The following is a 21,693-nucleotide window of genomic DNA, read 5'->3' on the forward strand; positions in this document are numbered from 1 at the left end:
TCAGCAAGTCTGGGTTCTTCTGCTAACTCTGCACCAAACTCTTTCTATGTGAGCAGTGGTTCATATTTCAGAGTAAGAAATGCACAATTAGGCTATACATTGCCTAAAGGTATTCTGGCGAAGTGGAAAATCCAAAAAATCAGGTTCTATGCCAATGCACAAAATGCAATCAACCTATTTGGCTACAAAGGATTCAGTCCTGAGGTTGGGGCCGTACCAGTTGACAATTCAGAAAAATAAGGACAGACGTGATAACTCTCTGAATGCTGGTCTTGATGCTAACGTATACCCATTGTATGCGACTTACAATTTTGGTGTTAACCTTACTTTTTAATCTGAGACATCATGAAACAAAATAAAAACATATATACAAAGACGGTTTTAGGTATAAGCTTAATCGTTTCTATTGCAATTATTCCTGCTTGTAAAAAGGGCTTTTTAGATGTCCCTCAACAAGGACAACAAAGTAGTGAAGTGTTCTGGAAAACAGCAGAAGATGCCGGAAAAGGTGTCAATGCGATTTATGGAAACCTGCGTTCGTGGGAAAACACAGCTTTTCCTGCAATAGCAATTGAGAGCATGGGTTCGGATGATGCAGAAAAAGGAAGTACACCTTCTGATGCAAGTTTCTTTAATGACTTTGATACATTCAGTGTAGACCCGGCGCAAGGTAATATCGGTGGTTTCTGGAGTGGTCAGTACAGAAATATAAATTATGCTAACCAGGTTCTTGACCATGTACCTGCTATTGTCATGGATGAAGCTCTAAAAGCAAGATATCTGGCAGAAGCTAAGTTTGTGAGGGCATTCTCTTATTTCAGACTGGTTCGCGCTTTTGGTAATATCCCATTGCGTATCAAACTGCCAACTGATGCTAATGTAGATTACAACCTGCCACAGACACCTGCTGCGCAGGTTTATGCACAAATTGAAAAAGATTTGACTGAAGCTGAAGCAGTTTTACCACAAACTTATCCAGATGCAGATAAAGGAAGAGCAACAAAAGGTGCTGCTTTAACTTTACATGCTAAGGTAGCGATGTACCAGAAGAAATGGGGAGATGTATTAACCTATACCAATACGGTAATGGGTATGGGTTATTCTCTATTACCTGATTATGAAAAAGTTTTCAGACTAGAGAATGAAAATGGGCCGGAATCGATATTTGAGATTCAATGTGTATTGTTGCCTGGAAATCCCGAGGCTTCCAATTCTCAGTATTCACAAGTTCAGGGTGTACGTGGTCAAAGCGGTGTAGATGGTGGTGGATGGGGATTCAATGTTCCTACTCCTGATTTAGCTGCTGCTTTTGAACCTGGTGACCCAAGAAAAGCCGGTACTATTCTTAAAAGAGGTACAACTACTCCGGAAGGTGATGTTATTCCCGCTGTTGGTGACAATCCAATGTACAACATGAAGTCTTATGTTCCTTTTAAATTATATGTAAGTAACTTCAATGAAGGCGCACAACAGAATGTACGTATGCTTCGCTATTCTGATTTTTTATTAATGAATGCAGAGGCAGCAAATGAGCTGGGTAATTCTGGTCAGGCTTTATCTTCATTAGAACAAGTAAGAAGAAGAGCACGTCAGGGTAACCCTGATATTCTGCCTGCAGTAACCACTACAGATCAAACTGCCTTACGTGCAGCAATTTACAGAGAAAGACGTGTAGAATTTGCTATGGAATTTGACCGCTACTTTGATGTAATCCGTCAGGGAAGAGCGCTGCAGTTTTTTGGCCCTAAAGGCTGGAAAGCGAATAAAAATGAGGTTTGGCCTATCCCACAAACAGAGGTTGATCTGAGTGGTGGCGTACTCATCCAGAACCCAGGTTATTAATTTAATTACATCATAATTCGAAGAGGTTGCCAGGCTGAGCCTGGTAACCTCTTTTAACATCATTCAATCCCTGCAAACAAAATCTATGAAATTCAACTCTTTATTCAGTCTCCTGGTTTTGACAACTATCAGCTTTTCTGTATTAGCGCAAAAGAAAAATGTAGCTTTTCAAGGTATTAAACCTGAATTGAAAATACAGAAAAACCTGACCGACGACCAGCTTCTTGATTTAGTGCAGAAACAAACCTTCCGGTATTTCTGGGATTTTGGTCACCCTGTAAGCGGAATGGCTCGCGAGCGCAGCAATGCTGCTTTTGATTACGGCAATGAAGTAGTGACAACTGGCGGAACAGGTTTTGGAGTGATGGCTACCATTGTAGCTGCTGAGCGTAAATTTATCACGCGCGAACAAGCTGCTGCAAGAACTAAAAAAATTGTAGACTTTTTATATAAAGCTGATCAGTTTCATGGAGCATTTCCACACTGGTTAAATGGGGAGACCGGAAAAGTAATCCGTTTCAGCCCTAAAGATGATGGTGCTGACATCGTTGAAACTTCTTTTCTTTTTCAGGGGTTATTAACCGCACGCCAATATTATACAGCGGACAATGCTGTAGAAAATGATATCCGGAACAAGATACTCTGGATGTGGGAAAGCATTGAGTGGAACTGGTTCACACAACAACAAAATGCACTTTACTGGCATTGGAGCCCCAACAATGGATGGAGCATGAACCACCAGATTAAAGGATGGAATGAATGTTTTATCACTTATGTAATGGCTGCTTCCTCGCCTAAATTCCCTATTGATAAAAAAGTTTACGAAGAAGGATGGGCTAACAGCAATACATTCTTCAACGGAAAGAAATTTGAAGGGATTACCCTTCCGCTTGGTTTGATTTTGGCGGCCCGTTATTCTTTTCACAATATTCCTTTATAGGACTTGATCCGCGCGGACTGAAAGATCGTTACGCAGATTATTTTGAACAGAATAAAAACCACACTTTAATCAATCATGCCTATTGCGTTGAAAACCCGAAACATTTTAAAGGTTATGGTGAAAATAGCTGGGGATTAACTGCCAGTGATAGCTGGCAAGGTTATGCCGCGCACTCTCCATCTGAAGATTTAAGTGTGATCAGCCCTACTGCTGCATTATCTGCTTTCCCATATACTCCTGAATATTCCATGAAAGCTTTGAAACACTTCTATTTTGATCTGGGTGATAAAATATGGAGTGAATATGGTTTTGTAGATGGCTTTAGTGAAGAACATAACTGGTATGCAAAATCACACCTTGCAATTGATCAGGGCCCGATTATCTGTATGATAGAAAACTACCGGAGCGGATTATTATGGAAATTATTTATGAGCAGCCCCGATGTTAAAAATGTTGAATAAACTGGGTATTGAAAGCCCTGCAATAACTAAATAAAATGGTGATGAAAAGAAATATACTGTTGTTATGCTTCTTGATTTCAAGCTGTACATTATTTGCTCAGAAAAAACAGCTGACCTATTGTAATCCTGTAAACCTGGATTATGGCTATACCCCTATCCCTCATTTTACGGATCAGGGAAAACATCGTGCAACAGCAGATCCTGTAATTGTCAATTATAAAGGAGATTATTTTTTATTCTCTACCAATCAAATGGGTTATTGGTGGAGTGCTGATTTATACAACTGGAATTTCGTTTCGCGCTCCTTCCTGCGTCCGGAGCATAAAGTCTATGATGATTTATGTGCGCCTTCGGTATGGATACAAGGGGATACAATGTTGGTTTTCGGTTCTACCTATTCGAAGAATTTTCCGATATGGATGAGTACAGATCCAAAAAAAGATTCCTGGAAAGAAATCGTACATGAATTTGAAATTGGTGGCTGGGACCCTGCACACATTTTTTGTAGATGAGGATGGAAAGCTATATATGTACAATGGCAGCAGCAATCAATATCCTTTGTATGGCGTTGAGTTAAACCGTAAAACTTTCGCTCCCATCGGAACAAGAAAAGAATTATTACTGCTTAATGATGAAAGATTCGGATGGCAGCGCTTCGGTGAAAATCTGGACAATACTTTCCTTGATCCTTTTATTGAGGGTGCATGGATGACTAAACATCATGGAAAATATTATTTACAATACGGAGCACCGGCTACAGAATTTAGTGGTTATGCAGATGGTGTAGCTATATCAAAGAGTCCGCTTGGCCCGTTTGAACATCAGTCTTTACCCCTTTCTTATAAACCCGGAGGCTTTGCAAGAGGCGCTGGTCATGGGGCTACCTTTCAGGACAGATGGAAAAATTACTGGCATGTTTCTACCATGATCGTTTCTGTGAAGAATAACTTTGAACGAAGATTGGGAATCTGGCCGGCCGGGTTCGATAAAGATGATGTAATGTATATGGATGCTGCTTTTGGCGATTATCCGCATTACCTGCCAACAAAATCTACTGATCATTTAAAGTCTGGTTTCACCGGATGGATGTTGCTTAATTACAATAAACCAGTAACTGTTTCTTCTACGTTAGGTGGTTTTACTGCAAATAATGCCGTTGATGAAAGTATCAAAACGTATTGGAGTGCACAGAGTAATAAGAAGGGGGAATGGATACAATCTGATCTTGGAAATTTATCTGAGATCAATGCGGTACAGATTAACTACGCAGATCAGGATGCAGAATTTTTAGGCAAACAGAAAGGGGTTTATCATCAATATAAACTTTCGTATTCGACGGATGGTAAAAGCTGGAAAATACTGGCAGATAAAAGTGCAAATAAAACAGATGTTCCACATGATTATATAGAACTGGATAAACCTGTTTCTGCCCGTTTTATCAGATTAGAGAACATACATATGCCAACCGGAAAATTTGCAATCAGCGGATTACGGGTCTTTGAAATGGAAATGGAAATGGTAGTAAGCCTTCGGCTGTTAAAGACTTCACCGTACTGAGAACAGAAAAAGATAAAAGAAATTCATGGATCAGGTGGAATGCTGTAAATGATGCCTACGCTTATAATATATATTTAGGTACTGAGCCTGATAAATTATACAATAGTATCATGGTCTATCAGGCCAATGAATATTGGTATAAGGGAATGGATAAAGAAAAACCTTATTACTTCTGCATAGAGGCCATTAATGAAAATGGTGTCTCTGAAAGATCAAAAGTAGTCAGGGTTAATTAGGTTCCGGCACTTATAACAAACGAATACACACAAATGAAAACCTGGCAAGGCCAGCTTGAATACAATTAAAAATCAATACAGACTTATGAAAACTACGACTTCCTTATTTTTCCTGGCGGCTATTTTCAGTGCAAACTCTTTAGTTGCACAACAGAAAAAAGCTGTTAGCGCGCCTGACCAGAAGATGAATACCTTCATCAACAATCTAATGTCTAAAATGACAGTAGATGAAAAAATCGGACAATTGAAACTTACCGGCTGTAGGTTTCGATGTAACAGGGCCGATTTTAAGTCAGGGGGTAAATGAAAAGATTGAAAAAGGCCTGGTAGGAGGTGTTTTCAATACATTCACGCCCCAAGCTGTACGTAAATTACAGAAACTTGCCATGACTAAATCCCGTTTAAAGATTCCTTTGTTATTCGGATATGATGTAGTACATGGTCATAAAACTATTTTTCCTATTCCATTAGGCTTAAGTGCGAGCTGGGATATGGATTTAATTGAGAAAAGTGCCCGTATTGCCGCAAGAGAGGCAAGTGCTGATGGTTTAAACTGGACCTTCTCTCCTATGGTGGATATCGCAAGAGATCCAAGATGGGGAAGAATTTCTGAAGGTTCTGGTGAAGATTCTTATTTAGGTTCATTAATCGGTGCTGCTATGGTTAGAGGATATCAGACCAATAGTCTTGCAAATAAAGATGCAATTATGGCAAGTGTAAAACACTTTGCTTTATATGGTGCTGCCGAAGGAGGAAGAGATTACAACACCACAGACATGAGTCTGATCAGAATGTACAATGAATATTTACCTCCTTATAAAGCGGCTATTGATGCAGGTGCTGAAACAGTCATGGTATCTTTCAATGATATTAACGGAACACCTGCTACGGCTAATAAATGGTTATTGACAGATTTATTGCGTAAAGACTGGGGTTTCAAAGGTTTTGTAGTGAGTGATTATACAGGTGTTAGTGAGCTGATTGCTCACGGTCTGGGTGATTTACAAACCGTAAGTGCAAAGGCTTTGGATGCTGGAACTGACATGGATATGGTTAGTGAAGGTTTCCTGACTACTTTAAAGCAGTCTCTGAAAGAAAAAAAGATCACTCAGGAAGTGATTGATTTAGCTTGCCGCAGAATTCTGGAATCAAAATACAAACTGGGTTTATTTGAAGATCCTTACAAATATGTTGACGAAGAACGTGCAAAAACAGAAATCCTTTCAGCACAAAACAGATTAGATGCAAAGAATATTGCAGCTGCTTCTATGGTGTTATTGAAAAACAACAATCAGTTACTGCCGTTAAAGAAAAATGCAAAGATCGCTTTAATCGGACCGTTAGCTGATAATAAACGCGATATGATTGGTAACTGGAGTGCAGCGGGTGACTGGAAAAAAGCCATCAGTGTAATCGAAGGATTGAAAAATGCCGCGCCTGATATGGATATTATTTATGCTAAAGGAGCAAATCTGGTTGATAATCCAGCAATTCTTAAACAGATCAATGCCAATGGTGCTGATATTACGGCAGATGCAAAATCACCAAAACAATTAATTGATGAGGCGGTAACCGCAGCAAAAAAAATCTGATATAGCTGTTGTTGTTTTAGGTGAAAGTGCAATCATGGGTGGTGAAGCGACAAGTCGTACTAACCTTGATTTATTACCTAACCAAAAAGATTTACTAAAAGCTTTATCAGCAACTGGTAAAAACCGATCGTATTAGTATTGATGAACAGTCGTCCATTGACCCTGGAATGGGAAGATGCAAATGTTCCTGCAATTTTAGAGACCTGGTTTAGCGGTACTGAGGCTGGAAATGCAATCGCAGATGTATTGGTAGGTAATTATAATCCTTCTGGTAAACTGACAGCTACCTTCCCAAGAAATGTAGGTCAGATCCCACTTTATTACAACCACAAAAGTACTGGCCGTCCATATGATGGTGCATCCAATGAGAAATTTAAGTCACGTTATATTGATAGCTCAAATGATCCTTTATACCCATTTGGTTTCGGTTTGAGCTATACAACTTTCAGTTTCTCACCGGTTAAATTAGATAAATCTTCTCTAAAAAGCGGTCAGACTATCAAAGCAACAGTAGAGGTTAAAAACACCGGAGATTTTGACGGACATGAAATAGTTCAGTTATATATCCAGGATATTTACGGTTCTGTTACCCGTCCTGTTAAAGAACTAAAAGGTTTTCAAAAAATATTCTTAAAAAAGGGTGAATCTAAGCAAGTTACTTTTACAATCGACACGGAAATGCTTAAGTTTTATAACTCCGATTTAAAATTTGCAGCCGAATCCGGAGACTTCAATGTATTTATCGGTTCAAATTCACGGGATGTTTCAACAACCAAATTTGGTTTTACACTTTAACATTACCATTTCAAAAAGCCTCTCAGATAATTACTGAGGGGCTTTTTTTTGTTTAATCAGGAATCTGAAGAGAATATTTTGCCGCATTTTTACTCATCTTACAGCCTTGATTTCAGCCAGCGAAAAATAAATATCTTTAACTATTGGATTTAAACTTTCCTTTCTTTAGTTTAGATATAGTGTACGAACTACACATATACCATTGTGTATTAACACACACACATATATTTTATTCACATTAAAAACCAATATATAAAAAAACAGCTTTATAACTATAATCCCTTCACCTAAACCAACTATAAACTTATGCAACGAAATTTACCACTTTTCAAGAGGGTTCTACTTCTCTTGTGCCTGGGCCTGTCATTTGCAATCGGAGCAATGGCCCAAAGCAAAATTACCGGAAAGGTCATCGCAAGTGATGACAAACTGCCCATTATCGGCGCTTCAATCAAAATCAAAAATGCCGCGGGTGGAACTACCACAGACGGAAACGGTGCATTCGCGCTTATCGTAAAACCTACAGATGTATTAGTCGTTTCCTTTGTTGGATATGGCGCCAGAGAAGTTACTGTTGGTAACCAAACTAACATCAGCATAACTTTAGTGGCCGACAACAACAACCTGAATGAAGTAATTGTAACCGGGTACTCTTCACAACGTAAAAAAAAGACCTTACTGGTTCTGTAGCTGTAGTTAACATTGGTCTTTTAAAAGCCCAGCCTGCTGCCAGTGCTGTTGAAGCCCTACAAGGTAAAGCGACCGGTGTGCAAATCATCAACGATGGTGCACCGGGGTCAACACCACAAATCAGGATTCGTGGTACAAGTAGTACGATCAATAACAATGAACCACTTTATGTAATCGATGGTGTACCATTTGAAGGCAAATTATCATGGCTTAATCAGAATGATATTGAAAGTCTTCAGGTGCTGAAAGATGCATCTTCTGCTTCTATTTATGGATCAAGAGCAAATAACGGTGTTGTGATCATTACGACCAAAAAAGGAGTACCAGGCGCACCAAAAATCACATTAGATTCTTATTATGGTACTCAGGTTCCAAGAAAAAACAGCTTTCCAAAAATGATGAATCCGCAGCAATACGCACAGTATGTGTTTGATGGTTATACAAATGCAGGAAAAACTATCGCCGCAGGTACAAATTATGGATCAGGTTCGGTTCCTGTATTACCAGATTACCTTCTTGCAGGTGGAAAAACAGGTCAGGAGATCACTGCTGCTGATTTAGATCCTTCAAAATACAACTACAGCCGTGACCCTGCTAAATTTTACCAGATTACAAAAGCAAATAAAGAAGGAACTAACTGGTTTGATGAAATTACAGATCCTGCTCCTATTCAGAACTACCAGTTAAGTGCTACAGGGGGCGGAGAAAATGCAACCTACACTTTTTCTGCAGGTTATCTGGATCAAAAAGGTACTTTGAAATATACAGGTTTCAAACGTTATAATTTCAGATCTAACACTAATATTTCTGCCTTTAATAAGAAAGTACGCTTTGGTGAAAATGCACAGTATAGCTATTCTGAAGGCTATGGCTTAGGCGTAAATCAAAACGGTGCCGGAGATTATCAGGATCAGGGAAGTGCACTAAGCTGGGCATATCGTATCCCAACAATTATTCCGGTATATGATGTGAATGGAAATTTTGCAGGTAGCCGTGGTAGTCAGCTGGGTAATGCCGAAAATCCTTTGGCTTTCCTTTATCGTGCAAAGGACAATAGAAACAAAAGCAATTTCTTTTTCGGAAATGTATATGCAGAGGGTGATGTTTTACCTGGACTTGTATTAAAGACTAATTTTGGTCTGCGCTATGAAAACTATAACGGTTTATCAATGCGTTATCCAAATCTGGAATTCTCAGAAGGTAATAACTCCAATAGTCTGAGTGAGTATATGGGTTATTCTACTGAATGGACCTGGTCAAATACCTTGAATTACAGTAAGGTATTTAATGAGAAACACAGATTAAATGTATTAGTTGGTACTGAGGCTATCAGATCTAAGTCCCGCCAGCTCAATGCCGGAAGAAATGACTTCTTTCTTTTAGGTAATCAGGATTATTATTACCTGAATACAGGTGCTTCCAATATCAGTAACTCGAGTTACGGTTCCATCGGATCACTCTTTTCTTTATTTGGTAAGGCCGATTACTCTTATCATGACCGTTATCTGGCCAGTGTTACGCTTCGCCGAGATGGTTCTTCGAATTTTGGCCCTAACAACAAATATGGATATTTCCCAGCTGCAAGTGCTGCATGGAGAATTTCAGAAGAGAACTTTATGAAAAGTGTTAAATGGGTAACTGATTTGATTTGAAGTTCCGTGTAGGTTATGGACAAACAGGTAACCAAAGGATACCTGGATTTCAGTACGTTGACAGGTTCCAGAGCTCTATTTCCAGTGCTGCTTACGCCACTTCCGGGGGCAATCAACTAGCTACCGGGGTATGGCAAAGTTCATATCAAAATCCTGACATCAAATGGGAAACTGTAAAATCTTTGAATATAGGTATTGATTTTACCTTATTAGATGGTGCATTTGACGGATCAGCCGATTGGTACAATAAAAAAACTTCTGATATGCTTTATAATGTCCCAAGGCCTTCAAGCGTAGTAGGATTAGGTAGTTCTCCTTACGTTAATATTGGTGATATGAGTAATAAAGGAGTTGAATTTAATGTAGCTTATCATTATGGAAGAAAAGATGATAGTCCATTTAAGTTTGATGTTGGTCTGAATTTCTCTAAAAACATAAATAAACTAGTAAAACTAGCTCCTGGTATTTCCAACCAGGTTTATAATAACTATAGAAGTTTTTACAGACAAGTGTATTAATGGAAGGAGCACCTTTTGGCTCATTCTACGGATACAAAACAGCCGGAATTTATCAAAGTGCTGCAGATATTGCAAACAACCCATCTTATACAGGGGCAAGAGTTGGTGGCCTGCGTTATGTTGATGTTAATGGTGATGGGGTAATTGATCCTAAAGACCGTACGGTAATTGGGAATCCAAATCCAGACTTCACTTATGGGATCAATTTGAATGCTTCTTATAAAAACTTTGATATTGCAACCTTCTTTTATGGAGTTCAGGGCAATGATATTTTTGAGGCAACCCGTTATTTCACAGATTTCCCATCATTTGATGGTGCAAAAAGTACCAGGTTATTAAATGCATGGAGCCCGACCAATACATCAAGCCAGATACCTTCATCTTATGTGGGAGCATCCGATCTGGAATATGCTTCTTCCAGCTACTACATACAAAAAGGTAGTTTCTTCAGACTGAAAAATATCCAAATCGGTTTCGATTCGATTCCAACAGCTAAAGCATTTGGTCCAAAATCTGGTATTAGCAAACTGAGAGTTTATGTAAGTGCTACTAATCTTTTCACAATTACGAAGTACACTGGTCTTGATCCTGAGGTAAGTCAGACGAGAGAATCTTCTGCTTCTGTTGGAAGCACGGGTATGCCAGCTGACCAATTCTCAGCCCTTGGCGTTGACAAAGGAGTTTATCCTACGCCACGTCAATTTATTATCGGTATTAATGTTGGATTTTAACTAAAGAGACAAAGATGAAACACTTAAAATATATTTTCATATCCTTTTTAATTTGCAGTACGCTTTCCTGCAAGAAGGAATTTTTAACCGGTCAGCCACAAGGTGAATTGACCGGCCCCCAGTTGACTACGCAAGATGGTGTTGAAGGTTTATTGGTAGGCGCCTATGGTTTACTGAATGGTAATGTGAACGGTACCTGGGGTAATTATGGTGCTGCTCCAAGCCAATGGCTATTCGGTGAAGAAGTTGCTTCCGATAATGCCCATAAAGGCAGTAGCAATGGAGATCAGCCTAACATGAACGCAATAGAACGTCATGCCCCAACCAGTACAAATGATAACCTGGCTAATGTATGGGACAGATGCTTTGAAGGTATTCAGCGCAGTAACAATACGCTGAAAGTTTTAGCTGCATTACAAGCTGGTCAGGGAACTACAAAATTTGATGATGCCCGTGCAAAAGAAATTCAGGGTGAAGCCAGATTACTTCGTGCACACTTCTATTTCTTTTTGGTAAGGATATTCAAAGTTGTACCTTATGTTACTGAGGCTACTACAAATGGAGACATCATTCCAAATGACAAAGATATCTATCCTAATATCATAGAAGATTTGCAGTTTGCAGTAGCAAATCTGAATACAACAAAACCAAAAGGTCAAAAGGGTCGTATGGATAAATATGCTGCGCAAGCTTATCTTGGAAAAGTATTTTTTTATATCAGAAAAAATATGCCGAGGCTTATGCTCAGTTTAATGCTATTATTATTGTAGCAAAACCAAGTCTTGTAAATTTACCTTATTCAGATAACTTCGATATTACTAAAGAAGATGGTCCGGAATCAATTGTTACCGTACAACATTCTGTAGGAACAGATGGTACTGGTGGTGATAACGGGAACGTTGGGGATATGCTGAATTTCCCTTATGGCAGTGCACCGATCAATTGCTGTGGTTTCTTCCAGCCTACAATTGACCTGGCAAATTCATTCAGAGTAGATGCCAATGGTCTTCCACTACCTCCTGAAATCTACCGTCAAACGCCCTATACATCTGATCTTGGATTAACAGCAGATCAAAAGACAGCCTATACTGTGAATACAGCATTGGCTTTAGATCCAAGAATTGAGTCTACTTTGGGAAGAAGAGGTATTCCGTTCCGTGACTGGGGTTTAATGCCAGGTGATGCCTGGATTCGTGATGCAAGTAATGGCGGCCCATTCCTTGCCGTTAAAAATACAATCGAAGTTGCTCAGTTAAACCAGCGGAACTGCTCCGGGAAGTACTAATGTAACAGGATTAAATGTTAATCTGATCCGTCTTGGGGACATCTATCTGATGGCTGCCGAATGTGCAGTAGAAACAGGTGATCTGGGAACAGCCCTAACCCTGGTCAATGCGGTAAGGCAACGCGCAGCAAAAAAATAACTCCTCAAACGATCAACGGAGCACCAGCAGCAGCCTACAAAGTAGGTCTTTATGCTTCATTCCCGGATGCTAATTACGCCAGAACTGCTGTTCGTACTGAACGCAGATTAGAATTGGCATTGGAAGGCCATAGATTCTTCGATCTTGTACGCTGGGGTATTGCAAAAACAACATTGGAAAGTTACTTCGCTTTTGAAGGTACATACTTTGATTATCTGAAGGGTATCAGTTTAAAACCTCGTGATGAATATTTTCCATTACCACAAGATCAAATTGACAGAAGTCAGGGTAAATTAGTACAAAGCCCGGGCTATTAATAAGAATTTACCAATAGTGATTTCAAATAAAAATTAATTCATGAAAACCCGCTCCTATCCGAGTTTTTTTTTTTAATTTAGTAACATGAAGCATCTCAAATTAATTCTCTGGTTCTCCCTTCTGTTCATTTTACAAACAAAGGCTCAGGATTTCAAAAAATATGACAAAGGCAGTTTTATCGATGGTAAAGACAGTATCTCTTACCGGATCTTATTTCCCGAAAATTTCGACCCTAAACAAAAATATCCAATATTATTCTTTCTTCATGGTAGCGGGGAGAGAGGAAATGATAACGCAAAACAATTACTGCATGGCGGAAAATTATTTCTGAGAGATGACATCCGTAAACAATACCCTGCAATCATAGTTTTTCCTCAATGTTCAGAAGACAGTTTTTGGGCTAACATAAAGATGTCATCTGATTCTGCCGGAAAAAGAAACTTTGATTATCAAAAAGGTGGGAAACCGACAAAAGCTATGAAGGCCCTTTTAGGAATGGTAGATAACTTCCTCGAAAACCCTATATCAATCACAAACAGGTATACGTTGGCGGACTCTCTATGGGTGGTATGGGAACACTGGAATTGTTGAGACGCAAACCAAGAACCTTTGCTGCTGCCATTTCCATCTGTGGTGGTGATAACATCGCAAATGTAGATAAATACAAAAAAGTACCCCTTTGGATCTTCCATGGCGGAAAAGATGATGTGGTACCACCATCGGGATCTACAGCAATAGCTAACCAGTTAAAAATAATCGGAAAGGAAGTGAAATTCACACTTTACCCGGACGCAAACCATAACAGCTGGGATTCCACTTTCGCTGAGCCAAAGCTTCTCCCGTGGTTGTTCAGTCATCAAAAGTAATCCCGGTAAAACAAATAAGGACATGTAGTTTTCTGGCCGCGTTCACTGAACTGTGAACAATGCCAGAAAACTACATGTCCTTATTTGTTTTACAATGTCTGACTTGTTTACGAGCTGAGTCTTTTGTTTTATTATCCCACGCGTATTCCCGCAATCCCCCTTCATCAGTATAACTCTCTTACTGGTTATTTTTCTTAGAAAACAATATTTTAATTTTCTTCCAGGCTCCTGTGAATTTTTTCTTCTTAGGGCTCTATCCAAGTCTTTCCCAGAGCGGTATCTAAGGTTTTTAGGTTTCTTCCAGGAGTTTATCTTCTAAGGCTCCTTCTAAATTTTTCTTCTTAGGATGCCTTCCTGATTTCCTTCTCAAGCTCTTTCTAAACTCTTCTTAGGGTGCCTTACTAGTTTCCTTCTCAAGCTTTTCTAAATTTTTCTTCTTAGGGCTCTATCCAAGTCTTTCCCAGAGCGGTATCTAAGGTTTTTAGGTTTCTTCCAGGAGTTTATCTCCTTAAGCTCCTTCTAAACTCTTCTTCTTAGCGCGCGCTCCAAGATTTTCTTCTAAGGTTCATTTTAAATTTTTCTTCTAAGGGCTCTATACAAGTCTTTCCCAGAGTGGTACCTAAGGTTTTTAGGTTTCTTCCAGGAGTTTATCTCCTCCTTAAGCTCCTTCTAAACTCTTCTTCTTAGCGCGCGCTCCAAGATTTTCTTCTAAGGTTCCTTTTAAATTTTTCTTCTAAGGCTCCCTAAATAAGGCGTCTTCCAGGCCTTCCCCCAGTCATATCTGATATGACATAGAATAAAAAAAGCCTTACTAGTTTTCTGCCATTGTTCACAATTCGTGAACGCGGGCAGAAAACTAGTAAGGCTTTTTTTATTAAGTTTAGCGGATAGCCCCCTACACCCTACTCTGTCATGTTGTGATAAACAGCCTGTACATCATCATCCTCTTCCAGCTTGTCAATTAGTTTAAACACATCCACAGCCTGTTCTTCAGAAATATCCGTAGTAGACAACGCAATCCTTTCCAGTTTCGCGCTTTTCATTTCAAACCCTAAATCTTCCAGAGCTTTCTGCATTTTACCGAAATCTTCAAAAGCTGTTTGAACAACCGCGATATCATTACCTTCCTCATCAGATTCAAGGTATAACTCTTCAAGGGCATCGCATCGATCAGTTCAAACTCCAGTTCTTCCATATCCTTTTCACCCGGTACAAACCTAAAAATAGATTTACGATTAAAAATAAAATCCAGAGAACCTGTTTTCCCCAATGAACCACCAGTTTTACTAAAGTAACTACGCACATTAGCAACAGTTCTGTTCGTATTATCAGTAGCAGTTTCGATTAATATCGCTACACCATGAAGTGCATATCCTTCGTAAACATGTTCCTCGTAACCATTCTCATCCTTATTAGATGCCCGTTTAATCGCGGCATCCACTCTGTCTTTCGGCATATTTACCGCTTTAGAGTTTTGAATTGCCGTACGTAAACGTGAATTCGTATCAGGATTAGGACCACCGTCCTTAACAGCCATAACAATCTCTTTCCCTATACGGGTAAACTGTACGGCCATTTTGGCCCAACGTTTAAATTTTCTTTCTTTTCTGAACTCAAATGCTCTTCCCATGGTATAAATTATAGAGATTTACCCTACTTTTTTTTTAAATTGTTTAACATATCGATCGTCATTTTTGACAGATCAAATTCAGGCTTCCAGCCCCAGTCATTTCTTGCAACCTGATCATCTATCGAACGCGGCCAGCTGGCAGCGATCTGTTGGCGGGGATCATTAGCAGTATAAGTTAATGTAAATTCCGGAATATGTTTCCTGATTTCTGCTGCCAAAATTTCGGGAGTAAAACTTACACCTCCAAAATTGTAACTTGAACGGATAGAAATAAGATTTGCCGGAGCGTCCATTAATTCTATTGTTCCGCGGATTGCATCATCCATATACATCATTGGTAATTCCGTTTCAGCAGAAAGGAAAGAAGCATAACTTGCTTTTTTCAATGCATCATGGAAAATATGGATGGCATAATCCGTTGTACCTCCGCCCGGAGCAGCCTTCCAGCTAATCAGTCCAGGGTAGCGGATACTACGCACGTCAAGACCAAATTTCTGATGATAATACTCACACCATCTTTCACCAGCTAATTTACTGATTCCATAAACAGTATTTGGGTCCATCACACAAAATTGTGAAGTATTATCCTTTGGAGAATTAGGTCCGAATACAGCAATAGAACTAGGCCAGTAAACTTTGGCAGTTTTATAGACAATCGCCAGATCAAGAATATTCAGCAGACCGTTCATATTCAGGTCCCATGCAAGTTTTGGATTCTGCTCGCCGGTAGCTGATAATAAAGCTGCAAGTAAATAAACCTGGCTTGGTTTATATTTATTAAAGATAGTATTTAAAGTATCCTTCTCTAAAACATTGACGAATTCAAATGGTCCGGAATTCTTAATGTCATAATCAGGACGTCGGATATCACAGGCAACTACATTGTCTTCACCATAAGTTTTGCGCAGTGCAGTAACCAGTTCAGTTCCTATCTGCCCATTAGAGCCTAATACTAGTATTTTTTCAGTCATTGGTCTTTTGATTTTGGCAAAGGTAAAAAATTGTGTGAAACCTGTTGAAAAATGTTTTTACACCAGTCATGTTTATATTAAACAGGCAAAGCTCTTTGTCGTAAAGAAACGCGGTTCAACTACCCTATAGAACGATGTTTAGACATTCTTTTGTTAAATCCTTATTTAGAATCAATATAGGGTGTAACAAAAGGATGATAAGTAAGAATAAAATATCAATATTTTGTTCGTTACGCATATTTTTTTTCTATTTTTAGTAGTTGATAGTGTACAAACAACACCTTAAATAACCAAATATTAAGTATGGAAAGAAGAGACGCAGTCAGAAACATTGCCTTTTTAATGGGAGGCGCATTATCTGCTACTACAATCGGAGTATTTCTTGACAGCTGTAACACTCCTTCGACCAAGAAAGGATCGGGAATATTTTCAGCAGATCAGGATCAGTTGATCACAGAAGTGGCAGACATTATTATTCCGTCAACAAAAACACCAGGTGCGAAAGCAGCAGGGGTTGGACCATGGATTTCAATGATGGTAAGGGATTGTTACCTAAAGATGCACAAGATGCATTTGTTAAAGGTCTTGAAGACCTGGAAGCCCGTTCAAAAAAAGAATACAATAATTCATTCCTTAAAATTTCTGTAAAAGAACGTGAACAATTACTTGGAAAAGTAAGAGATGAGACTGTTGCTGCTCAGAAAGCTGATGGCGAAAAAGCCGCAGCAGCTGAAAAAGCAAAAAGCAAAGCATTGACCAATACTGTTAAAGCTGCTAAATACGGTCCTCAGGGTACTCCATACTTTTTTGCCATAGCGAGAGATTTAACCCTGCTAGGTTATTTCACCTCAGAAATCGGCGCAACACAAGCGTTAGAGTACATTGACGTTCCCGGCCGTTACAATGGCTGTGTCGATTTAAAACCTGGACAAAAAGTTTATTCTTCTTAATCTATTTACAAAACACATGAATTTAAACACAAAAGCAACCGCACAAAATACATACGATGCTATCGTAGTTGGATCAGGAATAAGTGGAGGATGGGCAGCAAAAGAACTGACTGACTGAAAAAGGACTTAAAGTTCTGCTACTTGAACGCGGCAGAAACATAGAGCATATAAAAGACTATACTACAGCAATGAAAAAACCATGGGAGTTTGAACACCGTGGTAAATTAACTGAAGTACAAAAAGAAGCCCACCCGGTACAAAAGCGTGATTATCCTTACCAGGAATTTAATGAAAGCTTTTGGGTAGATGATCATGAATGTCCATATACAGAGGTTAAACGTTTTGACTGGTACCGTGGTTTCCATGTAGGTGGAAAATCACTGATGTGGGGCAGACAGAGTTACCGTTTTAGTGACCTGAATTTTGAAGACAATAAAAAAGATGGCCATGGTAATGACTGGCCTATCAGATATAAAGACTTAAGTCCATGGTATGACCATGTAGAAAAATTTGCCGGAATTAGTGGTCAGGTTGAAAACTGGCCTGCTTTACCTGATGGACATTTCCTCCCACCAATGGAAATGAACTGTGTAGAGAAAGATGTTAAAAACGTATTGAAGCTAAATGGAATAAATCACGTATCATGACAATTGGCCGTACAGCCAATCTGACTGTTCCTCACGGAGGAAGAGGAAGTTGTCAATATCGTGACAGATGTAGCAGAGGCTGCCCTTTTGGTGCATACTTCAGCACACAGTCTTCTACCCTGCCAGCTGCGGTAGCTACTGGAAATCTTACTTTACGTCCTTTCTCATTAGTAGATCATATTGTCTATGACAAAGAAACACAGAAAGCAACAGGTGTAGTAATCATTGATTCAGAAACAAAAGAAAACATAGAATACTTTGCCAAAATTGTTTTTGTAAACGGTTCTACCTTAGGTAGTACATTCTTATTATTGAACTCAACTTCTGCTGAACATCCTAATGGTTTAGGAAATGCAAGCGGAGAGCTGGGACATAATTTAATGGATCACCATTTCCGTTGTGGTGCTTCTGGAGATGCAGAAGGTTTTGATGACAAATATACTTACGGCCGCAGGGCCATGGTATATATGTTCCGAGATACCAGAACATGGGAGGTGATAAACGTGATTACTTACGTGGATTTGGTTATCAGGGTGGTGCAAGCCGTACAGGTTGGCATAAAGACGTAGCCGAACTTGCTTTTGGCGGTGACTTTAAAGATCTGATGACTCAGCCAGGTGCATGGAAAATGGGATTAGGTGGTTTCGGTGAATCTCTTCCATACCATGAAAACAGAGTTTACATTGACAAAACGAAAAAAGATAAATGGGGAATGCCGGTACTGGCTATCGACTGTGAATTTAAGGGTAACGAAGAAAAAATGCGTATTGACATGATGAATGATGCGGCAGAAATGCTTGAAGCAGCAGGAATCAAAAATGTACAAACTTATGATGTCGGCTCAACACCAGGTATGGCTATCCATGAGCAGGGAACTGCCCGTATGGGAAATGATCCTAAAACTTCGGTATTAAATAAATGGAACCAGATGCATGAAGTAAAAAATGTATTTGTAACAGATGGTTCTTGTATGCCATCTATCGCATGTCAAAATCCTTCGCTGACTTTTATGGCTTTAACAGCCAGAGCAGCAGATTTTGCAGTAAGTGAATTAAAAAAAGGTAATCTTTAATGAACGGTAAAATAAGAATGGGGATGATCGGTGGCGGTAAAAATGCATTTATAGGCGCCGTCCACCGTATTGCAGCCAATATAGATGGTCAGATAGAACTGGTTTGCGGGGCTTTAAGCTCCAATCCTGAAACTGCTAAGGAATCAGGTGAATTATTGTTCCTGACAGCAGACAGAAATTACGGGACTTATCAGGAGATGATCGAAAAAGAGAGTCTCCTGCCTGCTGATATAAGAATGCATTTTGTGACAATTGTTACGCCTAATTTTGCGCATTTCGCACCTGCGATGCTGGCGCTTGAACATGGCTTTCATGTGGTTATTGATAAACCAATCAGCCTTACACTGGCAGAAGCTAAGCTACTGAGAGATAAAGTACTGGAAACTGGTCTGACTGACTTTATGTCTTACCTATACCTATTCTGGCTATCCAATGGTTAAACAAGCCCGCAGGATGGTAAAGGATGGTACTTTCGGAAAGATCAGAAAGATTTTAGTGGAATATCCGCAGGGGTGGTTAAGCCTGCCTTCTGAGCGTGATGGAAACAAACAATCTGCATGGAGAACTGACCCATCAAAAAGTGGGATCAGTGGCTGTATGGGTGACATCGGAACACATGCGGCACAGCTTGCTGAATATATTTCAGGTCTGGAGATTACAAAAATCTGTGCAGATCTGAATATTATGGTTGATGGCCGCGCGCTGGATGATGATGGAAACGTACTGCTAAAATTCAACAATGGAGCGAACGGTGTTTTAGTCGCTTCACAAATTGCTGCGGGAGAAGAAAATGCACTGAAAATTAAAGTTTACGGAGAAAAAGGTGGCTTAGAATGGCACCAGGAAGAGCCGAATACACTGAAAGTAAAATGGCTGGATGCACCAACTCAGCTTTACCGTGCTGGTCAGGGTTATTTAACTGAAGCAGCACAGTTCAATGCAAGAACACCAGCCGGACATCCTGAAGGTTATCTGGAAGCTTTTGCTAATATTTACCGAAATTTCGCATTAACTTTAAAGTCAAAGATGGACGGTAAAACCCCGACCCCGGAGATGTTAGACTTCCCTGGTGTAGACGAAGGTGTACGCGGAATGGCCTTTATAGAAAATGTAGTAGCCTCAGGGCTGTCAGACCAGAAATGGTTTGATTTTAAAATATAAATAACGATGACAACAATCAAAGGACCTGCAGTTTTTTTAGCCCAGTTTATTGGAGACGAAGCGCCGTTTAATTCCCTTGACGGAATTTGTAAATGGGCAGCAGATTTAGGGTTTAAAGGTATACAAATGCCAACCCTGGATACAAGATTTATTGACTTACAGAAAGCAGCTGAAAGCAAAACTTATGCTGACGAACTGAAAGGAAAAATAAATTCATACGGACTGAAAATCACACAGAACTTTCTACACATATCCAGGGTCAGCTAGTAGCTGTTAACCCTGCTTATGACAAAGTATTTGATGGTTTTGCTCCGGCTGCTTATCAGAATAATCCTGCAGCCAGAACAGAATGGGCAGTACAACAGTTGAAATATGCTGCGAAAGCTTCTCAAAACCTGGGTTTGAATGCACATGCTACTTTTAGCGGTTCTCTTTTATGGCACATGTTTCACCCCTGGCCACAAAGACCGGAAGGTTTGGTAGAAGAAGGTTTTAAAGAACTTGCACGCCGCTGGTTACCGATACTAAATGAATTTGACGCCTGTGGTGTAGATGTTTGTTATGAAATCCACCCGGGCGAAGATTTATTTGATGGGATAACTTATGAGATGTTTCTGGAACAGCTAAATTTCCACCCAAGAGCCTGTCTGTTATATGACCCATCACATTTTGTATTACAACAACTGGATTATATCCAATATATAGATCTTTATCATGAAAGAATTAAAGCTTTCATGTGAAGGATGCAGAATTCAACCCAACGGGCAGACAAGGTACTTTTGGTGGCTATCAGAGCTGGGCAAACCGTGCCGGCCGTTACCGTTCTCCGGGAGACGGACAGGTTGACTTCAAAACCATCTTCAGTAAACTTGCTCAGTATGACTTTAAAGGCTGGGCAGTAATGGAATGGGAATGCTGTATTAAAGACTCTGAAACTGGTGCGAGAGAAGGTGTTGAATTTATTAAAAATCACATCATTCCGGTTACTACAAGAGCATTTGATGATTTCGCTGCGACAGGTGCAGATCAGGAATTCAACAAACAAATATTAGGTATAAAATAAATAGTAAAACAAACACACACACGATGAAACCTGAATGAGCTTACCGCTCATGAAAGCTTCATAACCGTTAACCACGAAGTGCTCTTGAGAACAATTAAAAAACAATGAGTACTTCGAAAAAAAAAAAACAATAAGAGCATTATGAAAAAGACACTGTTAATTTTGGGATGTATTAGTTTAGCAATCGCTTCATGCGGAAACCCGGGATCTACAACTGAAGGATCAACTACTGCGACTACTACAGATACTGAAGCCTCAGCAAAAACACCAGCTCCATCAGAAATGTTGCCTGGAGAGAAACTAATAGCAACAGCAGATTGTATAGGCTGCCATAACAAAACTCAAAAGGTAATCGGCCCTGCATATGTAGATATCGCAGCAAAATATCCTTCAAGCGAAGAAAACATCAACAAATTAGCGGATGTAGTTATTGCAGGAAGCAAAGGAACATGGGGAGATCTGCCAATGACTCCACACCCTAACTTAAGCAAAGACGATGCAAAACAAATGGTGACCTGGATTTTGTCACTGAAAAAATAAGTTCTCCGGAACCACCACACATACCTATCTAACCAAA

Annotated in this window: 23 protein-coding genes and 5 pseudogenes; 26 read left to right on the plus strand and 2 right to left on the minus strand. The window is 39.6% G+C overall.

Annotated features, from left to right (window positions below):
- Positions 1–48: 48 nt before the first annotated feature.
- The 21 genes from ACWYN3_RS23345 (at position 49) to ACWYN3_RS23445 (ending at position 13,622) form a co-directional block, all read left to right on the plus strand.
- Positions 49–240 carry a hypothetical protein gene (locus ACWYN3_RS23345; RefSeq protein WP_456216555.1) on the plus strand — a complete coding sequence of 64 codons (192 nt, stop codon included), beginning with the start codon at positions 49–51 and terminating at the stop codon, positions 238–240.
- Positions 241–345: 105 nt separating this feature from the next.
- Positions 346–1,842 (plus strand): RagB/SusD family nutrient uptake outer membrane protein, encoded by a 1,497-nt coding sequence (locus ACWYN3_RS23350; protein WP_456216556.1) that lies wholly within the window; start codon positions 346–348, stop codon positions 1,840–1,842.
- Between the two features lie 85 nt (positions 1,843–1,927).
- Positions 1,928–2,782 (plus strand): glucoamylase family protein, encoded by an 855-nt coding sequence (locus tag ACWYN3_RS23355; RefSeq protein ID WP_456216557.1) that lies wholly within the window; start codon positions 1,928–1,930, stop codon positions 2,780–2,782.
- Between the two features lie 17 nt (positions 2,783–2,799).
- A complete protein-coding gene (locus ACWYN3_RS23360) occupies positions 2,800–3,243 on the plus strand; it encodes a glucoamylase family protein (RefSeq protein ID WP_456223125.1) in 444 nt (147 codons plus the stop codon).
- Positions 3,244–3,284: 41 nt separating this feature from the next.
- The gene (locus ACWYN3_RS23365) at positions 3,285–3,755 is read left to right on the plus strand and encodes a hypothetical protein (RefSeq protein ID WP_456216558.1); all 471 of its coding nucleotides are present in this window, start codon (positions 3,285–3,287) and stop codon (positions 3,753–3,755) included.
- Positions 3,706–4,800 (plus strand): discoidin domain-containing protein, encoded by a 1,095-nt coding sequence (locus ACWYN3_RS23370; protein ID WP_456216559.1) that lies wholly within the window; start codon positions 3,706–3,708, stop codon positions 4,798–4,800. Before ACWYN3_RS23365 ends, ACWYN3_RS23370 begins: the two co-directional genes overlap by 50 nt.
- Positions 4,801–4,910: 110 nt before the next feature.
- Positions 4,911–5,036: a hypothetical protein gene (locus ACWYN3_RS23375; protein WP_456216560.1), complete on the plus strand. Its 126-nt coding sequence runs from the start codon at positions 4,911–4,913 to the stop codon at positions 5,034–5,036.
- Between the two features lie 85 nt (positions 5,037–5,121).
- On the plus strand, positions 5,122–5,343 hold the full coding sequence (locus ACWYN3_RS23380) for a hypothetical protein (RefSeq protein ID WP_456216561.1): 222 nt from the start codon (positions 5,122–5,124) through the stop codon (positions 5,341–5,343).
- A gap of 16 nt (positions 5,344–5,359) precedes the next feature.
- Positions 5,360–6,628, plus strand: coding sequence for a glycoside hydrolase family 3 N-terminal domain-containing protein (locus ACWYN3_RS23385; RefSeq protein ID WP_456223126.1), 1,269 nt, complete (start codon positions 5,360–5,362; stop codon positions 6,626–6,628).
- Between the two features lie 34 nt (positions 6,629–6,662).
- A complete protein-coding gene (locus tag ACWYN3_RS23390; protein WP_456216562.1) occupies positions 6,663–6,764 on the plus strand; it encodes a hypothetical protein in 102 nt (33 codons plus the stop codon).
- A 5-nt stretch (positions 6,765–6,769) separates the two neighbouring features.
- Complete coding sequence (locus ACWYN3_RS23395) at positions 6,770–7,423, plus strand: fibronectin type III-like domain-contianing protein (protein WP_456216563.1); 654 nt, start codon at positions 6,770–6,772, stop codon at positions 7,421–7,423.
- Positions 7,424–7,804: 381 nt separating this feature from the next.
- Complete coding sequence (locus ACWYN3_RS23400; protein ID WP_456216564.1) at positions 7,805–8,113, plus strand: carboxypeptidase-like regulatory domain-containing protein; 309 nt, start codon at positions 7,805–7,807, stop codon at positions 8,111–8,113.
- Positions 8,114–8,124: 11 nt separating this feature from the next.
- Positions 8,125–9,765, plus strand: a complete 1,641-nt coding sequence (locus tag ACWYN3_RS23405; protein ID WP_456223127.1) for a SusC/RagA family TonB-linked outer membrane protein — start codon at positions 8,125–8,127, stop codon at positions 9,763–9,765.
- The gene (locus ACWYN3_RS23410) at positions 9,762–10,283 is read left to right on the plus strand and encodes a TonB-dependent receptor domain-containing protein (RefSeq protein WP_456216565.1); all 522 of its coding nucleotides are present in this window, start codon (positions 9,762–9,764) and stop codon (positions 10,281–10,283) included. Before ACWYN3_RS23405 ends, ACWYN3_RS23410 begins: the two co-directional genes overlap by 4 nt.
- Positions 10,283–11,014: a hypothetical protein gene (locus ACWYN3_RS23415; RefSeq protein ID WP_456216566.1), complete on the plus strand. Its 732-nt coding sequence runs from the start codon at positions 10,283–10,285 to the stop codon at positions 11,012–11,014. The genes ACWYN3_RS23410 and ACWYN3_RS23415 overlap by 1 nt, the downstream gene beginning before the upstream one ends.
- A gap of 14 nt (positions 11,015–11,028) precedes the next feature.
- Entirely contained in the window at positions 11,029–11,784 is a 756-nt protein-coding gene (locus ACWYN3_RS23420; RefSeq protein WP_456216567.1) for a RagB/SusD family nutrient uptake outer membrane protein, read from the plus strand.
- A 137-nt stretch (positions 11,785–11,921) separates the two neighbouring features.
- On the plus strand, positions 11,922–12,299 hold the full coding sequence (locus tag ACWYN3_RS23425; protein ID WP_456216568.1) for a hypothetical protein: 378 nt from the start codon (positions 11,922–11,924) through the stop codon (positions 12,297–12,299).
- 49 nt (positions 12,300–12,348) lie between these two features.
- Entirely contained in the window at positions 12,349–12,438 is a 90-nt protein-coding gene (locus ACWYN3_RS23430) for a hypothetical protein (RefSeq protein WP_456216569.1), read from the plus strand.
- A gap of 119 nt (positions 12,439–12,557) precedes the next feature.
- On the plus strand, positions 12,558–12,755 hold the full coding sequence (locus ACWYN3_RS23435; RefSeq protein WP_456216570.1) for a RagB/SusD family nutrient uptake outer membrane protein: 198 nt from the start codon (positions 12,558–12,560) through the stop codon (positions 12,753–12,755).
- 85 nt (positions 12,756–12,840) lie between these two features.
- Positions 12,841–13,347, plus strand: a complete 507-nt coding sequence (locus ACWYN3_RS23440; protein WP_456216571.1) for a carboxylesterase family protein — start codon at positions 12,841–12,843, stop codon at positions 13,345–13,347.
- The gene (locus tag ACWYN3_RS23445; RefSeq protein WP_456216572.1) at positions 13,326–13,622 is read left to right on the plus strand and encodes a carboxylesterase family protein; all 297 of its coding nucleotides are present in this window, start codon (positions 13,326–13,328) and stop codon (positions 13,620–13,622) included. The genes ACWYN3_RS23440 and ACWYN3_RS23445 overlap by 22 nt, the downstream gene beginning before the upstream one ends.
- A gap of 902 nt (positions 13,623–14,524) precedes the next feature.
- Here ACWYN3_RS23445 and ACWYN3_RS23450 read toward each other — a convergent pair.
- Together ACWYN3_RS23450 and ACWYN3_RS23455 are read right to left on the minus strand one after the other, a co-directional pair.
- Positions 14,525–15,252, minus strand: a pseudogene (locus tag ACWYN3_RS23450) (YebC/PmpR family DNA-binding transcriptional regulator).
- A gap of 23 nt (positions 15,253–15,275) precedes the next feature.
- A complete protein-coding gene (locus ACWYN3_RS23455) occupies positions 15,276–16,223 on the minus strand; it encodes an NAD-dependent epimerase/dehydratase family protein (protein ID WP_456216573.1) in 948 nt (315 codons plus the stop codon).
- A gap of 342 nt (positions 16,224–16,565) precedes the next feature.
- Here ACWYN3_RS23455 and ACWYN3_RS23460 point away from each other — a divergent pair.
- From ACWYN3_RS23460 to ACWYN3_RS23480, 5 genes and pseudogenes are all read left to right on the plus strand, one after another.
- Positions 16,566–17,173: pseudogene (locus ACWYN3_RS23460) on the plus strand (gluconate 2-dehydrogenase subunit 3 family protein).
- 16 nt (positions 17,174–17,189) lie between these two features.
- Positions 17,190–18,892, plus strand: a pseudogene (locus tag ACWYN3_RS23465) (GMC oxidoreductase).
- A pseudogene (locus ACWYN3_RS23470) lies at positions 18,892–20,053 on the plus strand (Gfo/Idh/MocA family protein). The pseudogenes ACWYN3_RS23465 and ACWYN3_RS23470 overlap by 1 nt, the downstream one beginning before the upstream one ends.
- 6 nt (positions 20,054–20,059) lie before the next feature.
- Positions 20,060–21,116, plus strand: a pseudogene (locus tag ACWYN3_RS23475) (sugar phosphate isomerase/epimerase family protein).
- Between the two features lie 141 nt (positions 21,117–21,257).
- The gene (locus tag ACWYN3_RS23480) at positions 21,258–21,656 is read left to right on the plus strand and encodes a c-type cytochrome (RefSeq protein ID WP_456216574.1); all 399 of its coding nucleotides are present in this window, start codon (positions 21,258–21,260) and stop codon (positions 21,654–21,656) included.
- The last annotated feature ends 37 nt before the right edge of the window (positions 21,657–21,693 follow it).

It is taken from the genome of Pedobacter sp. NJ-S-72, from assembly GCF_053890575.1.